The 17,197-nt window shown below is 37.6% G+C and carries 19 protein-coding genes and 1 pseudogene; 16 read left to right on the top strand and 4 right to left on the bottom strand.

All coding sequences use genetic code 11. From position 1 onward, the window contains the following. Positions 1-62: 62 nt before the first annotated feature. A complete protein-coding gene (locus tag G3O09_RS01120) occupies positions 63-1,406 on the bottom strand; it encodes a PepSY-associated TM helix domain-containing protein (protein WP_163099207.1) in 1,344 nt (447 codons plus the stop codon). Positions 1,407-1,618: 212 nt separating this feature from the next. Between G3O09_RS01120 and G3O09_RS01115 the strand changes: the two genes are divergently transcribed. Together G3O09_RS01115 and G3O09_RS01110 are read left to right on the top strand one after the other, a co-directional pair. Next, positions 1,619-2,725 carry an AI-2E family transporter gene (locus tag G3O09_RS01115; RefSeq protein WP_163099205.1) on the top strand — a complete coding sequence of 369 codons (1,107 nt, stop codon included), beginning with the start codon at positions 1,619-1,621 and terminating at the stop codon, positions 2,723-2,725. A gap of 156 nt (positions 2,726-2,881) precedes the next feature. Further along, on the top strand, positions 2,882-4,330 hold the full coding sequence (locus tag G3O09_RS01110) for a sensor histidine kinase (protein ID WP_163099203.1): 1,449 nt from the start codon (positions 2,882-2,884) through the stop codon (positions 4,328-4,330). Positions 4,331-4,421: 91 nt separating this feature from the next. On the opposite strand, the gene G3O09_RS01105 is transcribed toward G3O09_RS01110, so the two are convergent. Beyond that, on the bottom strand, positions 4,422-4,790 hold the full coding sequence (locus G3O09_RS01105; protein WP_163099201.1) for a VOC family protein: 369 nt from the start codon (positions 4,788-4,790) through the stop codon (positions 4,422-4,424). 79 nt (positions 4,791-4,869) lie between these two features. Beyond that, on the bottom strand, positions 4,870-5,226 hold the full coding sequence (locus G3O09_RS01100) for a YunG family protein (protein WP_163099199.1): 357 nt from the start codon (positions 5,224-5,226) through the stop codon (positions 4,870-4,872). Between the two features lie 140 nt (positions 5,227-5,366). On the opposite strand from G3O09_RS01100, the gene G3O09_RS01095 reads away from it, so the two are divergent. The 13 genes and pseudogenes from G3O09_RS01095 to G3O09_RS01035 all read left to right on the top strand — a co-directional run bounded on the left by G3O09_RS01095 (position 5,367) and on the right by G3O09_RS01035 (position 16,442). Further along, positions 5,367-6,302: an MBL fold metallo-hydrolase gene (locus G3O09_RS01095; RefSeq protein ID WP_163099197.1), complete on the top strand. Its 936-nt coding sequence runs from the start codon at positions 5,367-5,369 to the stop codon at positions 6,300-6,302. 1 nt (position 6,303) lies between these two features. After that, the gene (locus G3O09_RS22845) at positions 6,304-6,507 is read left to right on the top strand and encodes an acyltransferase family protein (protein WP_163099195.1); all 204 of its coding nucleotides are present in this window, start codon (positions 6,304-6,306) and stop codon (positions 6,505-6,507) included. 18 nt (positions 6,508-6,525) lie between these two features. Continuing rightward, positions 6,526-7,449: pseudogene (locus tag G3O09_RS01085) on the top strand (acyltransferase family protein); the annotation flags it as partial. Further along, the gene (locus G3O09_RS01080) at positions 7,418-7,915 is read left to right on the top strand and encodes a GNAT family N-acetyltransferase (RefSeq protein ID WP_163099193.1); all 498 of its coding nucleotides are present in this window, start codon (positions 7,418-7,420) and stop codon (positions 7,913-7,915) included. The pseudogene G3O09_RS01085 and the gene G3O09_RS01080, both read left to right, overlap by 32 nt. Positions 7,916-8,196: 281 nt before the next feature. Then, the gene (locus tag G3O09_RS01075; protein ID WP_163099191.1) at positions 8,197-10,188 is read left to right on the top strand and encodes a methyl-accepting chemotaxis protein; all 1,992 of its coding nucleotides are present in this window, start codon (positions 8,197-8,199) and stop codon (positions 10,186-10,188) included. A gap of 248 nt (positions 10,189-10,436) precedes the next feature. After that, the gene (locus tag G3O09_RS01070; protein ID WP_163099189.1) at positions 10,437-10,790 is read left to right on the top strand and encodes an STAS domain-containing protein; all 354 of its coding nucleotides are present in this window, start codon (positions 10,437-10,439) and stop codon (positions 10,788-10,790) included. An 18-nt stretch (positions 10,791-10,808) separates the two neighbouring features. Continuing rightward, the gene (locus G3O09_RS01065; protein ID WP_163099187.1) at positions 10,809-11,210 is read left to right on the top strand and encodes an anti-sigma regulatory factor; all 402 of its coding nucleotides are present in this window, start codon (positions 10,809-10,811) and stop codon (positions 11,208-11,210) included. Between the two features lie 261 nt (positions 11,211-11,471). Further along, positions 11,472-11,651, top strand: coding sequence for a hypothetical protein (locus G3O09_RS01060; RefSeq protein WP_163099185.1), 180 nt, complete (start codon positions 11,472-11,474; stop codon positions 11,649-11,651). Positions 11,652-11,670: 19 nt separating this feature from the next. Next, positions 11,671-12,624 (top strand): efflux RND transporter periplasmic adaptor subunit, encoded by a 954-nt coding sequence (locus G3O09_RS01055; RefSeq protein WP_240338290.1) that lies wholly within the window; start codon positions 11,671-11,673, stop codon positions 12,622-12,624. Between the two features lie 4 nt (positions 12,625-12,628). Beyond that, the gene (locus tag G3O09_RS01050) at positions 12,629-13,354 is read left to right on the top strand and encodes an ABC transporter ATP-binding protein (protein ID WP_163099183.1); all 726 of its coding nucleotides are present in this window, start codon (positions 12,629-12,631) and stop codon (positions 13,352-13,354) included. Next, positions 13,317-14,486: an ABC transporter permease gene (locus G3O09_RS01045; RefSeq protein WP_163099182.1), complete on the top strand. Its 1,170-nt coding sequence runs from the start codon at positions 13,317-13,319 to the stop codon at positions 14,484-14,486. The genes G3O09_RS01050 and G3O09_RS01045 overlap by 38 nt, the downstream gene beginning before the upstream one ends. Positions 14,487-14,550: 64 nt before the next feature. Then, the gene (locus G3O09_RS01040; RefSeq protein ID WP_163099180.1) at positions 14,551-15,231 is read left to right on the top strand and encodes a response regulator transcription factor; all 681 of its coding nucleotides are present in this window, start codon (positions 14,551-14,553) and stop codon (positions 15,229-15,231) included. Next, the gene (locus G3O09_RS01035) at positions 15,204-16,442 is read left to right on the top strand and encodes a sensor histidine kinase (protein ID WP_163099178.1); all 1,239 of its coding nucleotides are present in this window, start codon (positions 15,204-15,206) and stop codon (positions 16,440-16,442) included. The genes G3O09_RS01040 and G3O09_RS01035 overlap by 28 nt, the downstream gene beginning before the upstream one ends. 84 nt (positions 16,443-16,526) lie before the next feature. Here the strand turns inward: G3O09_RS01035 and G3O09_RS01030 are convergent, their stop codons facing one another. Continuing rightward, positions 16,527-16,778, bottom strand: a complete 252-nt coding sequence (locus G3O09_RS01030; RefSeq protein ID WP_163099177.1) for a hypothetical protein — start codon at positions 16,776-16,778, stop codon at positions 16,527-16,529. 79 nt (positions 16,779-16,857) lie between these two features. On the opposite strand from G3O09_RS01030, the gene G3O09_RS01025 reads away from it, so the two are divergent. Further along, on the top strand, positions 16,858-17,088 hold the full coding sequence (locus G3O09_RS01025; RefSeq protein WP_163099175.1) for a DUF2198 family protein: 231 nt from the start codon (positions 16,858-16,860) through the stop codon (positions 17,086-17,088). The last annotated feature ends 109 nt before the right edge of the window (positions 17,089-17,197 follow it).

Genomic DNA, 17,197 nt, shown 5'->3' with positions numbered 1-17,197 from the left:
GGAAAAAGGTGATTAAATTCGTCCTAAAAGACGTTTTAATCACCTTTTTTTGTTCAGTCAACTTAAGCAAACCATTCTCTTAATCTTGGGATTCGCTTTATCAAAACAAAGTCAATGATAAGGACTGCCAGTAAAGATATGCCTACTAAAGGAAGTAAAATTCCGAGTAAAATCGTAATGGCAATTAATGTTTTGGACATTTTAAATTGGTTCGAAAGCGTTGGTGCTCCTAGTTTTCCGGTTGGTCTACGCTTCCACCACATGATGAAACCGCTCCAAACGATCAGGACTAACCCTAAGCAAGTCAACAATCCAAGAAATTGATTGAAAGGACCAAAATAACGTCCTTCATGTAGGGCGATTCCAACCTCAATTACTTTTGCCATCCAGCCATAATCATCAAAGCGAAGGTCAGCTAATACTTTTCCGCTGTATTGATCGATGTGTAGAGTAGCTTGGTCTTTTGGAAAAGTAGGGAAGACGGATACTGTATAAACACCTGTCTCATCTCCAGGTAGATAAATATTATAGCCAGGATGGACATTCCGCTTTTCTGCTATCTCTACAACACTATTTAGGAAAATACCATTTGTTCCATTTATGTTGGATTTAGGCAGTGGCATATTTTCGGCAGCCCACGGCACGGTTCCAACAGATTTAGTAGGGACATAGGACTCGGGTACTTCATCCCAAAGTGCATTCGGATACCCTGATTGTGTAGATGTTGCCACTTGGTTAATTTTATCACCCATGAAGCCTGCCCATGGAAGTCCAGTTAAAATTAGTAGGATGATGAATAAGGACAGCCAAAAACCTAAGAAAACATGTAAATCACGGTAAAAAGTACGTTTTCCTTGCTTTAATCTTATATTAAAGAAGCCATTCCAGTTTTTGTCCCTAGGGAACCAGAGGTAAAGACCTGTGACTAAAAGAATAATAGCCCAGCAGGCTGCCAATTCTACGATTCTATCACCAATAGTGCCTACCATTAGCTCACCATGGAGCTTTTTAACGAACTCCATAAACATGGAATCATCCTTTAAATCCCCCATGATTTTTCCATTATAGGGATTTATGAATATGGTCATGTTTTCACCCTTATGATCAATTCCAACCTCTGTAGAGCGTGTAGGAGAATCAGCAGGACGGACCCGTGTGATAGGAGAATCCGGATACTGTTCTTGTACCTTTATGACTTGTTCGTTAGCTGACAATGGATTTCCTTGCTGCTTCACCTCATATAAATCCTTGTACATTATTTCTTGAATTTGAGGCTTATACAGATAAATGGCACCAGTAACTGCAAGCATAATAAGAATTGGTGCAAAAATCACTCCAGCATAAAAATGCCATCTCCAAATGGCACGGTAAAGATGTTTTTTTGACGATTGATCATTCTCTTTCATAAAACAATCCTCCAACTAGTTAAATAAGTTCAAACATTATAATAATTATCGATTGTGTGAAACGAATGAAGGATCTGTGAAGTAAGTGAGTAGTTAAACAAAAATAATTTCAATAGTAATAAGAAATGAATACAGATACAATAGAACTACTGATTGAACTCGTTATGAAACGAAGCATTTAGGGTAATGAATGTATAGTGAGGTGAGAAGTTATGCCAAATTCAAAGCTTTTTCGTATTGGATATGGGATTATTATCCTATTAGTGATTATTTATCTTTCAACTAAAGTAAATTTTATCTTTAGACCACTTCAGGTATTCTTTACAACTTTATTTTTCCCGTTCCTAATTTCTGGTGTCCTTTATTATTTATTCAGACCTGTTGTCTTTTATCTTCATAAAAGAAAGGTGCCAAAAGTTTTATCTATCCTATTAATTTACTCATTGTTTATTGGGCTTTTAACTCTTGGAGTATTTATGATTGGCCCTGAGCTGCAACAGCAGTTTAATAGCTTGATCAACAATTTCCCTCTATTGACGGAAACATTCAAGGAGAAGGTCATTTCACTGCAACAGAATGAGTGGCTTTCAAGGTTCGAGAAAAATCAGTATGTAACCATCGAGAACATATCCAATTATGTGAGGGATTACTTTAATTCAAATGTAGCGGATTTTGGAAAAAAGATTTCTGGTATTTTGGGAGTCGTTACTAGCATCATTACCATCATCGTAACGGTTCCTTTCATCGTCTTTTATTTATTGAAAGATAGTGAAGGAGCGTCGAATAATGTTTTGAAATACCTTCCATACTTTCAAGCGAAGGAAGCTCGAAAAATATTCAAGGATATGGATAGTGCATTAAGCTCCTATATTCAAGGGCAGGCAGTGGTTTGTTTCTTGGTCGGAGTGATGATGTACATTGGCTACCTAGTCATAGGAATAGAATATTCGCTGATTTTGGCGTTTGTGGCCATGTTTACAAATGTGATTCCATTCATCGGTCCGTTCATTGCGATCGTACCCGCATTAATTATCGGATTTATCGATTCTCCTTTCATGGCACTTAAGGTTATGCTTGTAGCTGTAATTGTCCAACAGATTGATGGCAACATAACTTCTCCGTATATCATGGGGAAGAGATTGGATATCCATCCTTTGACAATTATCCTTATATTGTTGGTGGCAGGAAGCCTAGGTGGTTTACTTGGTATGATTCTTGCGGTACCGTTCTACGCGGTAATGAAGGTAATCATCAGTCATGCTTATAGATTATACAGATTAAATAAAGATCAAAAAGAAGAGATTATTAAGTTAGATTAATATGGAGAAGGAGTAAGAATCGTTTCTTACTCCTTTTCTTTTGCAAAAATACCCTCTGGATTTCAAATGCTGTATATAAAATACGCATTTCAATAGATATATATTAAAATGAGAAGAGAAGCGGTATTATGTTCGAATGGATTATGGAGGAATAGAATGATCGTAGGGTTATTTGTTATCATGATTGGTTTGATACCCATTGTGTTAGCCATAAGTAGTCGTAAAATATTAACGGGATCGGAGCTTTCTTTAAGCTTATTGTTATATATGGTGTGCATCTCAGTATGGCAAGCGGATATTGGAGTATTGTACTTTGGTGAGTTCCTTGAGGAATCAATCATTCTACTATTATTTAAATTGATGCGAAGCGGAACGATATTTGCCATCCCAGTGTTTTTCTATATAGCATTAATCAGTGTACAAAACAGCCCATGGGTGAATGAAGTAAGCTCACCTTTTGCAAAGTATTTGTTAAGAATATTTTCTAAGAAGTCCTTTTACTTTATTGTGATCTGGAGCATTTTTGTTTTCTTATTGATTTGGACACCAATGGGGATTGAAGGAATAATATCTAGAAAAATAGAGACCCTGGGAATTCATTTTTATTTTCCCGAATATGGGCCTTATCATTGGATTTATGCGATACATATGTGTAGTTTTTTAGTTCTCATTTTTTTAATCTTTATGGTTTCTAAGAAAATCCCTAACCCAAACATAAAAGAATTTTTAGGGAAATTCTCATTATTTTCTCTGTTTTTATTTATTACGGGCGTGCTTAATTTTTATCCGAAAACAGGCGCACTCGTCAGTAGTTTAGGTGTGATTTTTTTCTCTATTTCTATCATCATTGCCTTCATACGAATGAATTTGGATATGATGATTCGATACAACCTACTAGTGGAAAGGCAGAAGAAGTTAGATTATGTGGGGAATTTAGCCGGGAGCTTGATTCATGAAGTGTTAAATACAGCCCAAGTGATTAAAGGGTTTAATTCAGTCCTATCCTCTTCACCAACACTTACTGAAGAAGATAGAGAAAAAACAGTCATTATCAGGAAAGCGACCGACCAAATTGAAGAGTTATCCCATAATTATAGGAAATTTATACAATCTTCCAAGATAGACTTCAAAGTAGAGGACCTGAACGAGATTATTCAAGAATCCATTGATTTTTCGAAGGAGTTTTTGAAAGAGAACGATGTAGAAATTATTTTTGATAAAAGATATAGCTCTGTAAAAGCTTTCGTCAACAAAACCTATTTAAAACAAGTATTCATCAACCTTATTAAGAACGGAGCTCAATCTATTCAAAAGCATTCTTCGAAACGAAACATCATGATAGACATGCATATTAACGATGAAGGAATACTAATAGAAATCATTGATACGGGTATTGGTATACCAAAGCTAGAGTGGGAGAGTGTGTTTGATCCCTTTATTTCCAATAAAGAAGGTGGAACGGGGATGGGGCTACCATTTGTGAAAAAAATCATCTTTGAGCATAGAGGTGATGTAACGATAAAGGAAAGCACTTATCAGGGTACTCACTTCTGTATCCAATTCCCTCAATATAAATTTAGTAATATCAACCAAGACTCGAATTAACTGAAAAGAAAACTCTCCCAATGGCTACGAAAAATAACTACAGTGTAAAGAGCATCAATTATATTCGATGCTCTTTTTCTATACAGAAATGTTAATTTTTAATTTCAGTAAACGCCCATAGATGTCCATCTGGATCAGCCAATTCAAATTCAATGTCTCCCCACGGTCTGGTAACTGGTCCAGTAATCTTTTCACCTGGTTGTTGATGGTCAACAGGCTCCAGCCCTTGATCGATGACATGTTGGAACACTTGGGAAACATTATGAACCGCAACGTGTAAATTGGTCAGGCCAGGATTCGAAACGTCGCTAGGATGAAGCATGATTTCAATGCCTCCAAGCTGGAACCAAAACATTCCTTCATAACCTCTTACAAATTCAAAACCTACTTTTTCATACCAATTTTTTGATAGGTTTGTATCCTTACAAAAAAGTACAATGTGATGGATTCCCTGGAACAAAATAAACCCTCCAATTCAGATGTGTCTGGCCCTATCATTTTATCATAGTGTGTCTATATAAATCAGAATAATCTAAAAATTATATTTTCCCTTTTAATTGTTTTACCCTATCCTTTAAGTAATCGTACTGCATTTGATTTGTGTCTGAAAAGGCTTCTATTCTACCTGAAGGGTAGTCCTGATAGTCGATTGCACTAGTGAATTGAGAAGCTGTAAAGTCATAGCGTTTTCCATTGATTTTATTATAATAGTGCCAGCCTTCAGGAGTCTGTGTTTTTAATATTTCTCCGCCTAATAAATCATTAATCACTAATGAAGTTACACCACATTGTCCTTTTGCAGGATTACCCTTTGTCCATTTCGTACTGGAATCGATCGACCAAGCTAGAGATAAGATATTCGTTATTTCGATTATGTTTTGATTAATTAAGTTCATAAAAATATTCCTTTCTATTTAACTCTTTCTATTTAACTCTTTCTATTTAGTATAATTAATTTAAAGGAAAATTTTAACATAGTGCTAATCGTTTAATCTTTATGGTGGCAAAAAAGTTTGGGTTATAGGAGAGATTGTTCATGAAAAGAATTCATTTCGAATCGAAGCACTTTGAATTGTTTGAAGTGAAAAAAGGTGTATATGTAGCATTGGTAACCTCATCTGGTGGTGGATTTGCCAATGCTGGCCTAATTGATTTAGGTGACCAAATAGTTATTTTTGATACCTTTAATACTCCACAGGCAGCAGAAGATTTAAGAAAAGCTGCACAGGGTGTGATTGGTAAACCTATATCTTACGTTGTTAATAGTCACTGGCATGGCGATCATATCCGTGGAAACCAAGTGTTCCATGATTGCTCAATCTTAGCCACTAAAAAGACAAAAGAACTAATGGATGGAATGCATCCAGTTAGATTTCAACAACAAAAAGATAGCATAGAGGATTTGAGAGCGCACATTTCTCAAAAAGAACTTGAGATGGAGAAGGATCAAAATCCGGAAACCAAAGAAAAAATGAGGGACTATGTCTTACAGCTTAAAGAAATCGAACAAACTCTCCCTACTCTAAACTACCAATCTCCAACGCACACATTTGAAAGTTCATATGTAATTGAAGGAACAGAAAAATCCATTGAACTGATTAGTCTTGTTGGCGGGCATACTGCATGTGATATCGTCTTGTACATTCGCCAGGATAAAATCATCTTTACAGGAGACTTATTGACAGTGGAGAATCATCCTTTTCTACGTGATGGAAATCCAAAGAACTGGGTCGCTATCCTTGAAAAGATTCAAGAATTGGATATAGAGTTGGCTATACCTGGTCATGGTTATGTAGGTTCGAAACAAGATATCAATATCCTTCATCAATATTTACTTTCCTTGATGAAAAAGCATGAAGTTGAATCGAATGCTATACCTGACGCGTACTCCAATTGGAAAATGCCAGAACTATATCAATCAAATTTAGAGTTCATTAAGAAGAATAGCTTTGAAAATTCAGTTAGGAAATAACATGAAAAAAAATATGGAATCGAGACTTTATTATTTAGATTGGTTGCGTGTGATTGCAACCTTAGTTGTATTTATTTATCACGTGGTCATGTTTTTTAATCCATTTCCGTGGCATGTGAAAAACGTAGGGTTAGACGAGACATATATGTTTTTATTTACGATGGTCACAAGCTTGTGGATCATGCCGTTATTTTTCTTGATATAGGGAGCAAGTACATATTTTGCCTTACATAGATATTCACCAACTCAACTCGCGAAGGACCGCCTAGTAAGTTTAGGAATTCCGTTATTACTTGGAGTGTTTGTCCTATCTCCACCACAAGTGTATATCGAACGGGTGACTTTAGGACAGTTTACTGGATCATTTTTTCAATTCCTTCCCCATTACTTTGAAGGTCCTTATTTAGATATAGGGGGACCAGGGAATTTTGCATTTGTGGGCCTTCATTTGTGGTATGTGTTTTTCTTGTTGATTTTTACATATCTAACATTACCAATTTTCAAAAGAATGCAAGCAAGAGGAATCGCATCATCTTCTTCATTTTTCGGTTTCGGGATCTTACTATTTATCTCGTATCTATTATTATTTGTTGAAACCGTTGGATTAGGAGGATGGGACCTTCTGTACTATTTGTTTGTGTTCCTTGCTGGCTTCATATTTATTTCGAATCCTTCTTTTATGGGACAAATTAGGTCACTTTTCCCTGTTTTTCTAAGTACGGGATTAGTGATTGCCGGATTATATGGATTCATTTCCTTCAGGGAAGGGCCTTCGTGGTTAGAGTTAAAACCAGTCATTACGGCAGTTCGAATGCTAGGGAGCTGGTTTCTCATTTTTACGTTACTTGGGTTATTTATGATGAAATTCAATGGGAAAACAGCTAAACTTCAATTCGGTTCGAAATATGCGCTACCTTTCTATATTCTTCATCAGCCCATTATTGTAGGGATAGGTTATTTTCTAAGGTCGGTGGAGTTATCTATACCATTGAAGTTTTTGCTATTGATGGTTTCATCCTTCATTTGTATTTCATTACTTCTTTGGAGTATTGAGAAAATAGCCATTCTTCGACTTCCTTTTGGATTTAAATCAAATAAAGAGAAGAGGTTTAATGATGGAAAACATTACGAAACAAAAATCGGTTAATCTTGTAAATTATGAAGTTAAATATAAAGAAGAATTACTATCCTTTGAACTTCCCGATGAACAAGCCAAGTTTACGGGAATGCCTGCAGTTATGCTTCAAGATGATCAACTAAACAAAACGAAGTTTCCTGTAGTCATTGAGTCGGGAGGAGAAGCGGTAGGCTTTTTTATACTAAATATAGGAGAGAGGGTCAATGAGTATAGTGATAATCCTAAAGCATTGTTACTCTCTGCTTTTTCCATCAACGAAAGGCATCAAGGGAAAGGGTATGCAAAACAAGGATTGCTGCAATTAAAGGATTATATTAAGGAGCATTTTCCTAAATGCAACGAGGTAGTCCTTGGCGTTAACCATAAAAACATAGGTGCCCAGCAAGTCTATTTAAAAACAGGGTTCGTAGATAAGGGATACCGGAAAATAGGGAGGTTGGGGGAACAGTTCATCCTTCATTTACAGGTACATTAACCTATAAGTCTCGTAAATATGAAAAAAGGTGCTAATTGTGCGTCTTTTTTTTATTTCAACTATTATTTTAATAAACTAAAATCATGTGAAATACTGCCAAAAAACCATAAAAAAACTACATTGAAATAGTATAGGTTACGGATATCTGCTAATTGTAAAAAATTTCAACTATATAGTTCTATTTACCTTCCGATATTACTACTAAAGTAATATTTTTAATAGGAGGAATTGTTGGAAAATTTTATGCACTCATTATTTATTTAGTAGAAGGGGTCGTCCGTATGAAGAAACGTAAAAAAAAGGTCAAAAGTTTTATGAAAACTACGATTAAGAGAAAGTTGATATTATTATTTTTATTCATTTTACTTATTCCACCAACAATCGTAGGGTATATGTCGTATGACAGTGCTAAAAGAGAGATTCACGATAAAATCCAGCAATCTGCTAAAGAAAACGTGGAAGTATTGGATGAGCTTCTTACCTCACGTATTGAAACGCGCACAAACGATGTAGATTACTTTGCGAAAAGGATGAGTGCTGCATCTTATACACAAGCAAACCGAGCCCGACTAATAAACTTGCTTTCAGAGTATAAAGCACTAAATTCGGAAGTACTGAATGTATACATAGGAACAAAAGATGGCGAAATGATCATCGATCCATCCGTGGAACTTCCAGAAGGTTTCGATCCAAGAGAACGTCCATGGTATAAGCAGGCAGTGGAGAATGATGGTAAAACCATTATTACAGATCCGTATGTGGATGCTTCCACTGGTAACATCGGTATTACTATCGCTAGACTATCTGCTGATAACTCTGGTGTTTTCGGTATTGACCTAGAGTTGGATATGCTTAGTAAACTAGCGAAAAGTATCAAAATAGGAGACAAGGGCTATCCATTTATTTTGAGTGCAACTGGTCAATATTTGATTCACCCAACCGAAAAAGCTGGTGAAGAGGCGAAAGAAAGCTGGAGAAAAACGATTCTTTCTCAAAAAAGCGGGGATATATCCTATCAGCTAAAAGGTGTGGCAAAAGAACTTACTTTTACAACGAATGAGTTGACAGGCTGGAAGATTGCCGGCACGATGAATTCCGAAGAAATATCCGATGCTGTAAAACCAATCATAGTTGTTTCTATCATTACAATTGTAATTTCATTGGCGATTTGTGCAATTATTTCTTATTTAATCATTAGATCAATTATTCGACCATTGAATCAATTGAATGTGGTTACAGAAAGAATTCGCGAAGGTGATTTAACCCAACAATATGAAGGACCAGAGCATGATGAAATTGGAAAACTAGGACAAAGCTTTAATGGTATGGTCATTGCATTGCGTGAACTGATCCAAAATGTTGGAGACAAGTCAAACCAGTTGGCTTCTGCATCCGAACAGTTGATGGCAAGCTCTGATGAAAATAATAGAGCCACTGAGCAAGTAGCGAATTCTATCCAGGAGGTCGCATCATCGACGGATGTTCAAACTACCATGGTAAAAGAAAGTACCGGAGTGGTTCATGAAATGAGCTCTGAAATCCAGCAAATCATGAATAGTTCCATGACTGTTTCATCAACAGCAGGACAAGCAACTGAGGCAGTCCTTCAAGGTGAAGAGGCAATCAACCAATCCATTCAGCAAATGAACAATATCCATTCAAATGTGAATGAGCTAGGAAAGGTCGTTCACAATTTAGGGGAGCGTTCGGCTGAAATTAGCCAAATCGTTGATGTTATTGGAAGCATTGCAGCCCAAACGAACTTGCTTGCATTAAACGCAGCTATCGAAGCGGCTAGAGCAGGAGAGCATGGAAAAGGATTTGCCGTTGTAGCAGGAGAAGTTCGTAAGCTGGCGGAACAAAGCTCCAATTCTACAGAAACGATCCGTCAACTGATTTCTTCGATTCAAGAAGATACACACCAAGCGGTTGAATCTATGGAAAAAGGGTCTGCTGAAGTTCAAAAGGGGATTGAAATCGTTAACTTTGCAGGCAGTTCGTTCAAGGAAATTGGACAATTTGTCAATACTGTCACTTCTCAAATACAAGAAGTATCTTCTTCCATTCAAGTGATGGGTGAGGGCATTGATAAGGTAGTGGAGATTGTTAGGGAAATTGAACACTCTGCACTTCATACAAACGAGCAAAGCCAGGATGTTTCTGCCGCAACTGAAGAGCAATTAGCATCAATGCAAGAAATTGCGGCGTCCTCAGCGGCGTTAGCGGATATGGCTGAAGAGCTGCAAGACTCGATTAAGAAGTTTGTATTATAACAATGAAGCAGTCAGGCTGTGCGGCCTGACTGTTTTTTATTACCAATATATTGATAAATTGAATCCATAAAAGTACATCACCTCTATCGATTTCCAGTGATGAGAAATTGGGTAATTACTAGAAAAATTGAGAGTATCCTAAAAAATTGGTATAATATGATTTATTAATTGATTAAAGAAGTAAAGTTTGAAGAAGAAATTAATGGTGTACGATATATATAAATTATAGGATTGCAGGAGGAAGTTCGTTGGAAATTCCTATTCTTAAGCTTAATAACCTATTGTTAATATCCATTCAAGTAGAACTGGATGATAAGACAGCTCTTGAATTACAGGAAAGCTTGCTGCAAAAAATTCATGAAACCGGTGCAGGTGGAGTAGTTTTAGATCTTACTTCATTAGATATGATTGATTCCTTCATTGCAAAAATTCTAGGTGACCTTGTTTCTATGGCTGAATTGATGGGAGCTAAAGTTGTTATTACTGGAATACAACCGGCTGTTGCCATTACGTTAATTGAACTAGGTATTGATCTAAATGGTGGGCATACTGCAATAGATTTGGAAAAAGGAATCGAAATACTAGAAAAAATCATATCCTAATAGGTGATAAGGAGACCCATGTCAAATCGTGTAGTTGTTAATATAAATAATGAATGGGACATTGTACTCGCCCGTCAAAAGGGTAGAGAAGAAGCTAAACGCTTGAATTTCAGTGTTGTTGACCAAGCGAGAATCACTACAGCAATCTCCGAACTTGCAAGGAATATTTACTTATACGCTTTACCAGGAAAAATCATCATTGAAGAATTAATTGAACATAGCAAACATGGATTGAAAATCCATGCTATCGATGAAGGCCCTGGCATTTCGGATGTGCGTAAAGTATTAGAAGACGGATATTCCACTTCTGGTGGCCTAGGAGCAGGTGTTCCAGGAGCGAAAAGGCTATTTGATGTATTCTCAATCGAATCCAAAGTTGGAGTCGGAACAGAAATCATCGGAATAAAGTGGAAGAAATGATTTCTTAAAAAACTAGATTAATATTTTACCCATGCCATCTTTCGTTTAGGAAGATGGTTTTTTATTTTTGAAGTAAAAATAATCCCAACTTTATCAACTTTAATCCCGACATTTATCGATATTTTCCCAACTTCGACAAATATATTCCCGACTATGACCATCGTATTCCCAACTTGTCGAATTCCTTCAAAATATTATTAAGCCAATTTTAAGAATCGTCCTCCATAATCACCATTACAAACTGAAAGGAGAGAAAAAAATATGGAACAAAAATTATTTAAAACATTCATGGTGGTCCAGTTACTTCTTAATCTAGTCATCCTCGGAGGAATAGGTTATTTAATTACCAAGCAGAATCAACGCCCAACCATGATGGAACGTGGCAATTTTCCTATGATGAACCAAGATGGCAGCTTTACAAATCCAAATGGTAATGAATAAGAAAAGGAGAGTAGTAGATATGAAAAAGTGGATCATAACAGGCATTATTTTAGTTATAACAAGCGCAGGAGCTTTTTTCTTCTTTTCAAACAAGCCACAGGAAATCATGGCTCAATCCCCAACCGCATCAGCGGAGCAAGGAAAGCTGGACGTACAAGTAAGTGGATCTGGAAATGTCGCTTCTGTTCATAATGAAGATTTGTTTGTAGATGAGAACAAAACGATAGATGAAGTGCTGGTAGTGGAAAATCAGGCAATAAAGAAGGGGGACGAGCTTTTCACCTTTACCGATGATAGTGATCCTGTCACGGCACCATTCGCTGGGATAGTCACTTCGATAGCGGTTGAGGAGGATGATAAGGTAGGCGAGGAAAAAGCTTTGGCCCATATTACGAATTACAACATCTTAGAGACTGTCATCTCAGTGGATGAGGTAGATGTCCCGAAGATAAAGGTAGGTCAAACCGTATCGCTTACTGCAAGCGCTTTCCCAGAGGAGAGATTCGCTGGTAAAGTAACTGGAATTGCTAAGGAAGGGACAGTGGAAAATGGCTCATCAACCTTTGATGTCACTATTTCAATTAATGATAGTAAGAGCCTTAAGCCTGGGATGACAACCGAAGCTAGCATCCTTGTAGAAAGCAAGGGAAATGTCATCAAAGTGCCTATTGAAGCTGTCAGAAAACAAGGAGACCAAAAATTCGTCTTAGTTCAAACTGCTGCAGCTACCGAACAGGGACAGGCGACTTGGACAAGGAAGGAAATTAAAACTGGACTTGCTAATGATACATATGTTGAGGTGACTTCTGGTCTTCAGGCTGGTGAACTGGTACAACTCCCTGCCTTAGTTTCTGGTTCTAATAATGGACAGATGAGCACCATGATGATGCCGAACGGAATGGGAGGTTTTGGCGGCGGCCAAGGCTTTGTTGGTCAAAGACAAGGTCAGGGTATGCCAAGTGAAAGGAGATAATGACATGACTTCTGAAATTCTATCACTACAAAATATATCGAGAACGTATTCATTAGCTGGAGAAACGGTAACGGCTTTGGATAATGTGTCACTTACAGTCAATGAAGGGGATTTTATTTCCATCATTGGTCCATCAGGGTCAGGGAAATCAACATTAATGAATATTATTGGCTGTCTAGACCGACCAAGCTCTGGATCCTATTGGCTACAAGGCACTAATGTAGAGACGATGCAAGATTCAGAGTTAGCCACTATTCGTAATGAAAAAATAGGATTCATTTTTCAGAATTTCAACCTATTAAATCGTCTAACTACTCTTGAAAATGTAGAGCTACCCCTTATGTACCGAGGCATGAATTACGGAGCAAGATTGAGCTTGGCCTTGGAGAGTTTGGAAAGGGTAGGACTAGGAAATAGAGCGAACCATTATCCAAACCAACTTTCAGGAGGACAACAGCAACGGGTCGCAATTGCAAGAGCATTATCAGGGAATCCACCGTTATTACTTGCCGATGAGCCCACCGGAGCACTGGATAGTAAAACCAGCAATGATATTATGAATATCTTGCTTGAGTTGAATCAGAAAGGTCATACCATCATTGTGATTACCCATGATATGGATGTGGCAAGAAAAGCTAAGCGGATTGTACAAATACATGATGGCCAAATTTCTGAGAAAGGGGGAGAAATCCATGAAAATCCTTCTTCTGTTGAAGTTGGCATTTCGTAGTATGCAAGGCAATAAGTTAAGGTCCTTTTTAACCATGCTTGGGATCATTATTGGCGTAGCTTCAGTCATTATCTTAATTTCAATAGGACAGGGTTCTGGGCAACAAGTAGAATCACAGATTAATCAGCTCGGAACAAACTTAATCACTTTAAATGTTTTCGATACAGAAAATGGAGGATTAACAGAAGAGGAAGTTATGGAATTCCAAGAAATAGAAGGGGTGGAACAATCATCACCTTCTGTTTCTGGACGAGTTTTTGTAAAGAAGGATAAGACGACAGGTCAAGTGTCTGTTACAGGTACGAATGAGGCTTACAAAGAAATCCGAGACCTAGATATGCAAGAAGGAAGATTCATCACAGACATTGACCTGGAATATAACCAAAAAGTGGCTGTGCTAGGAAGTGAGACAGCAATGACTTACTTTGGGGCATCAAGTCCAGTCGGAGAGAAGATTCAAATTCAGGGTGTTTCTTACAAAGTCATTGGTGTCTTGGCCTCAAAAGGGACCTCACTAGGACAAAGTGGGGATGATGTCATCATCTTACCTCTAGGAACGGCTCAGCGATTAATAGGTAGTGAAGGTGTATCCACTGTCTTACTTCAGGCTAAATCCGAAAATGAAATGGCTGCTGTAAAAATGTTTGCGCAGGTTCTGATGAGCCTTTTATATCCAGGTGAAGATGATAGTTATAGTGTCACTACCCAGCAGGATTTGATGGAAACTGTAGGATCCGTGACAGAAACGATGACTTTGATGCTCGCGGGGATTGCGGGGATTTCCCTTCTAGTCGGAGGGATTGGTATCATGAATATTATGCTTGTATCCGTTTCTGAACGAACAAAAGAAATAGGCATTCGAAAAGCGATTGGTGCGAAACGAATCGATATTTTATGGCAATTTTTAATCGAGGCAGTCTCTTTAAGTGCGTGTGGTGGAGTGTTAGGTGTATTGATTGGAGTAGGAGGCTCAAAGCTTTTATCACTAACTGCTGGCATGACGGTAGAGTATTCCATTCCCGTCATGGCAATGGCTTTCTTATTTTCACTTATAGTGGGAGTGATTTTTGGTGTCATTCCTGCGAATAAAGCATCCAAACTCCACCCGATTCAAGCATTGAGATTTGAGTAAGCACTTGCGCATCATTGAACTGTAAATTTACAATGGTTTTGAAGAGAGTTGAGGAGGAGTTTCTATGAAGATATTAGTTGTGGAAGATAATATAGAATTGCTTCATTCCATCAGGGATATTTTATCGGTTCACTTTACGGTGGACATAGCATCAGATGGAGATGAAGGCCTTTTCCTTGCTCTTCAAAACATTTATGATGCGATTGTGCTGGATGTCATGTTACCAGGGATAAACGGTTTTGAAATCATTCAGCGTATGAGAGCTGAAAAGGTAGGGACGCCTGTATTGTTCCTCACTGCGAAAGATTCCTTAGAAGACCGGGTAAAAGGCCTGGATTTTGGAGCGGATGATTATTTAGTAAAACCCTTCCAAGCTCCTGAATTAGAAGCAAGGCTTCGTGCTATGTTAAGAAGAAGCGGTAGCTTGACGACGAAACAGACACTTTGTTTCGAGGGGATAGAGTTGCACGGAAGGGAAAAAGAAATCACTATAAATGGTGTGAAACTAAAATTAACCTTAAAACAGTATGACTTATTGGAGTTTTTCATACAGAATGTTGGGACAATCTTAACGAAGGAACAAATATACGATCGGATTTGGGGCTTTGACTCCGACACTTCAGTAGCCGTTGTGGAAGTATTCACTCACCATCTCCGTAAAAAGCTGGAGCCTTTCGGATATGATAAATACTTGCAGACAGTGAGGGGAATAGGCTATTGTTTCAAAAAACACGATTCCGTTTGACCATCCTGAATTCAATCATCTTAATATTAATAATCGGAGTCCTATCAACGGTCGTTTATTCCTATTTAAAGGCACTGTTATATTCGGATTTAGACGAAGACCTCAAACGGATGATGGTACGTTTTGAAGAAGTGGCCCAAAGCGGATATATCCCACTGGATCCCGCATTGGGAAAACCGGCATTTGTACGAGATCCCCGAATCACGATGCTGCTTTGGGATGAGAATAACAAAGTCATAGATTGGAACGATAGTAATAGTCTATTTGCCAATAATAGTAATAAGTTTTTGCCGGAGAAAATCGGTAAATTAGAAGAGAAGTCAGCTGAAGGATATTATTTTCGAAGTATAGCGAATACTTTTCAAACACCAATGGGAGAGGTTAAAGTCCAGTTGTTACGGAATGTAAATACTGAACAGGAGCTTCTGGATCGACTCCAATTAATCTTGACCATCGGAACCATCATCGGAGGATTTGTCTCCATTGCGGCAGGTTTTTATTTAGCGGATAAAGCATTTATTCCCATAAAAGAAGCATGGGGCAAGCAACAGCAATTTGTATCGGACGCATCGCATGAATTAAGGACACCCCTTGCAGTCATTCAGTCTAAATCTGAATTATTGTTAAGGGCTCCAGATTCTACAATTGAAGAAAAGGCATCAGAAATATCTGTCATAATAAGGGAATGTAGAAGACTGACAAGATTGGTCAGTAACTTATTGCTGCTTACAAGGTCGGATTCGAATGAAATCCAAATTGAACGAAAAGATTTTTCTTTAACCGAACTTCTCCAAGAAGTTATAGAGAACTATTCGGAGATTGCTTTGTATCAAGGTAAGCAGATGGAGCTGAATACAGAGGAACAGGTGACTGTGACGGGTGACAAAGAAAAAATCCATCAACTAATAGTGATCTTGCTCGATAATGCCATGAAGTTTACTAATGAGGGTGGACGGATTGATGTTCTATGTCGCAATCTTGGGAATTCCGTAGAATTACTTGTAAAGGACAATGGAATTGGAATTGAAAAAGATATATTGCCAAAAATTTTCGATCGCTTTTTCCAAGGGGAACAATCAAGGACAACGTCAGAAGGAGCAGGCTTAGGGCTTTCCATTGCCAAATGGATTATTGACCAGCATCAGGCAAAAATCAATGTGGATAGCGTAGTAGGGAAAGGAACTGCGATAAAAATTATCTTTCCGAAATAATAGGAGACTGACTCTTAAATCTTTTTTTAGGAGCCAGTCTCTATTTATTTTATAGGAAAAACATGATTTGGTAATTTCGATGTACTATTCGGTAATAAATAGGAACAATTTGGTAATAAATAGCCTTAATTCGGTAATATCCGAAGCTCTTTCGGTAATATCTGAAGATTTAGTGTCAACGCCTAAAATCAAATCCCTATCGATTTGCAGAAAGGCTTCATCCTGGGGCTTAATTAGGTTGAAACTGATCACCACATCCGAGTAACCTTCATGGACCGGGAGAAGTTCCGTCAAAGGTTGTAAAACTTCCATATTGGCTATATAGTTAGTAATCATAGACCATGCCTCCAAGTACTGTTCGATATATATATAAGTTTTAATAAACTTCATTTTTCAGCTGGAAGGAGTAACAAACGTGATTCAAATTATTTCTGCACTCATTTTACCTGCCCTGCTTGTCCTTCTATTTACCAGAGTCACATATAACCATTTTGTTGGATTGGCCTTAACTGTTGCTTTAATCGCAGCTTCCGTTTATAAAGGCTATACAAACAGCTGGCACCTAATCATTATCGATGCCTTTTCTCTTACCTTTGGTTTGTGGTTATCCAATCGTTTAGTAAGGAAAACGGTAAAAAGCGCATAAAGAATATGTCAAAACTGGACACCTGATTAAAGGTGTCTTTTTCTTTATTAAGAAGGATTAAAAAATATCGAATGAATGTTCGCTTTTTGTTGGTTTGTTTTATCCTATT

The organism is Peribacillus alkalitolerans, from assembly GCF_010882125.1.
GTDB lineage: Bacteria > Bacillota > Bacilli > Bacillales > DSM-1321 > Bacillus_BN > Bacillus_BN alkalitolerans.
The sequence above is the reverse complement of the archived record's forward strand: the minus strand, read 5'-3'. Positions and strand labels throughout refer to the sequence as shown.

Bases quoted from the DNA above. Each gene is read 5' to 3' on its own strand.
- G3O09_RS01075 (WP_163099191.1), top strand. From the start codon at position 8,197: ATGAAGAAACGTAAAAAAAAGGTCAAAAGTTTTATGAAAACTACGATT.
- G3O09_RS01045 (WP_163099182.1), top strand. From the start codon at position 13,317: ATGAAAATCCTTCTTCTGTTGAAGTTGGCATTTCGTAGTATGCAAGGC.
- G3O09_RS01030 (WP_163099177.1), bottom strand. From the start codon at position 16,778: ATGATTACTAACTATATAGCCAATATGGAAGTTTTACAACCTTTGACG.
- G3O09_RS01055 (WP_240338290.1), top strand. From the start codon at position 11,671: ATGAAAAAGTGGATCATAACAGGCATTATTTTAGTTATAACAAGCGCA.
- G3O09_RS01060 (WP_163099185.1), top strand. From the start codon at position 11,472: ATGGAACAAAAATTATTTAAAACATTCATGGTGGTCCAGTTACTTCTT.
- G3O09_RS01080 (WP_163099193.1), top strand. From the start codon at position 7,418: ATGGAAAACATTACGAAACAAAAATCGGTTAATCTTGTAAATTATGAA.
- G3O09_RS22845 (WP_163099195.1), top strand. From the start codon at position 6,304: ATGAAAAAAAATATGGAATCGAGACTTTATTATTTAGATTGGTTGCGT.
- G3O09_RS01065 (WP_163099187.1), top strand. From the start codon at position 10,809: ATGTCAAATCGTGTAGTTGTTAATATAAATAATGAATGGGACATTGTA.
- G3O09_RS01095 (WP_163099197.1), top strand. From the start codon at position 5,367: ATGAAAAGAATTCATTTCGAATCGAAGCACTTTGAATTGTTTGAAGTG.
- G3O09_RS01040 (WP_163099180.1), top strand. From the start codon at position 14,551: ATGAAGATATTAGTTGTGGAAGATAATATAGAATTGCTTCATTCCATC.
- G3O09_RS01115 (WP_163099205.1), top strand. From the start codon at position 1,619: ATGCCAAATTCAAAGCTTTTTCGTATTGGATATGGGATTATTATCCTA.
- G3O09_RS01100 (WP_163099199.1), bottom strand. From the start codon at position 5,226: ATGAACTTAATTAATCAAAACATAATCGAAATAACGAATATCTTATCT.
- G3O09_RS01050 (WP_163099183.1), top strand. From the start codon at position 12,629: ATGACTTCTGAAATTCTATCACTACAAAATATATCGAGAACGTATTCA.
- G3O09_RS01110 (WP_163099203.1), top strand. From the start codon at position 2,882: ATGATCGTAGGGTTATTTGTTATCATGATTGGTTTGATACCCATTGTG.
- G3O09_RS01120 (WP_163099207.1), bottom strand. From the start codon at position 1,406: ATGAAAGAGAATGATCAATCGTCAAAAAAACATCTTTACCGTGCCATT.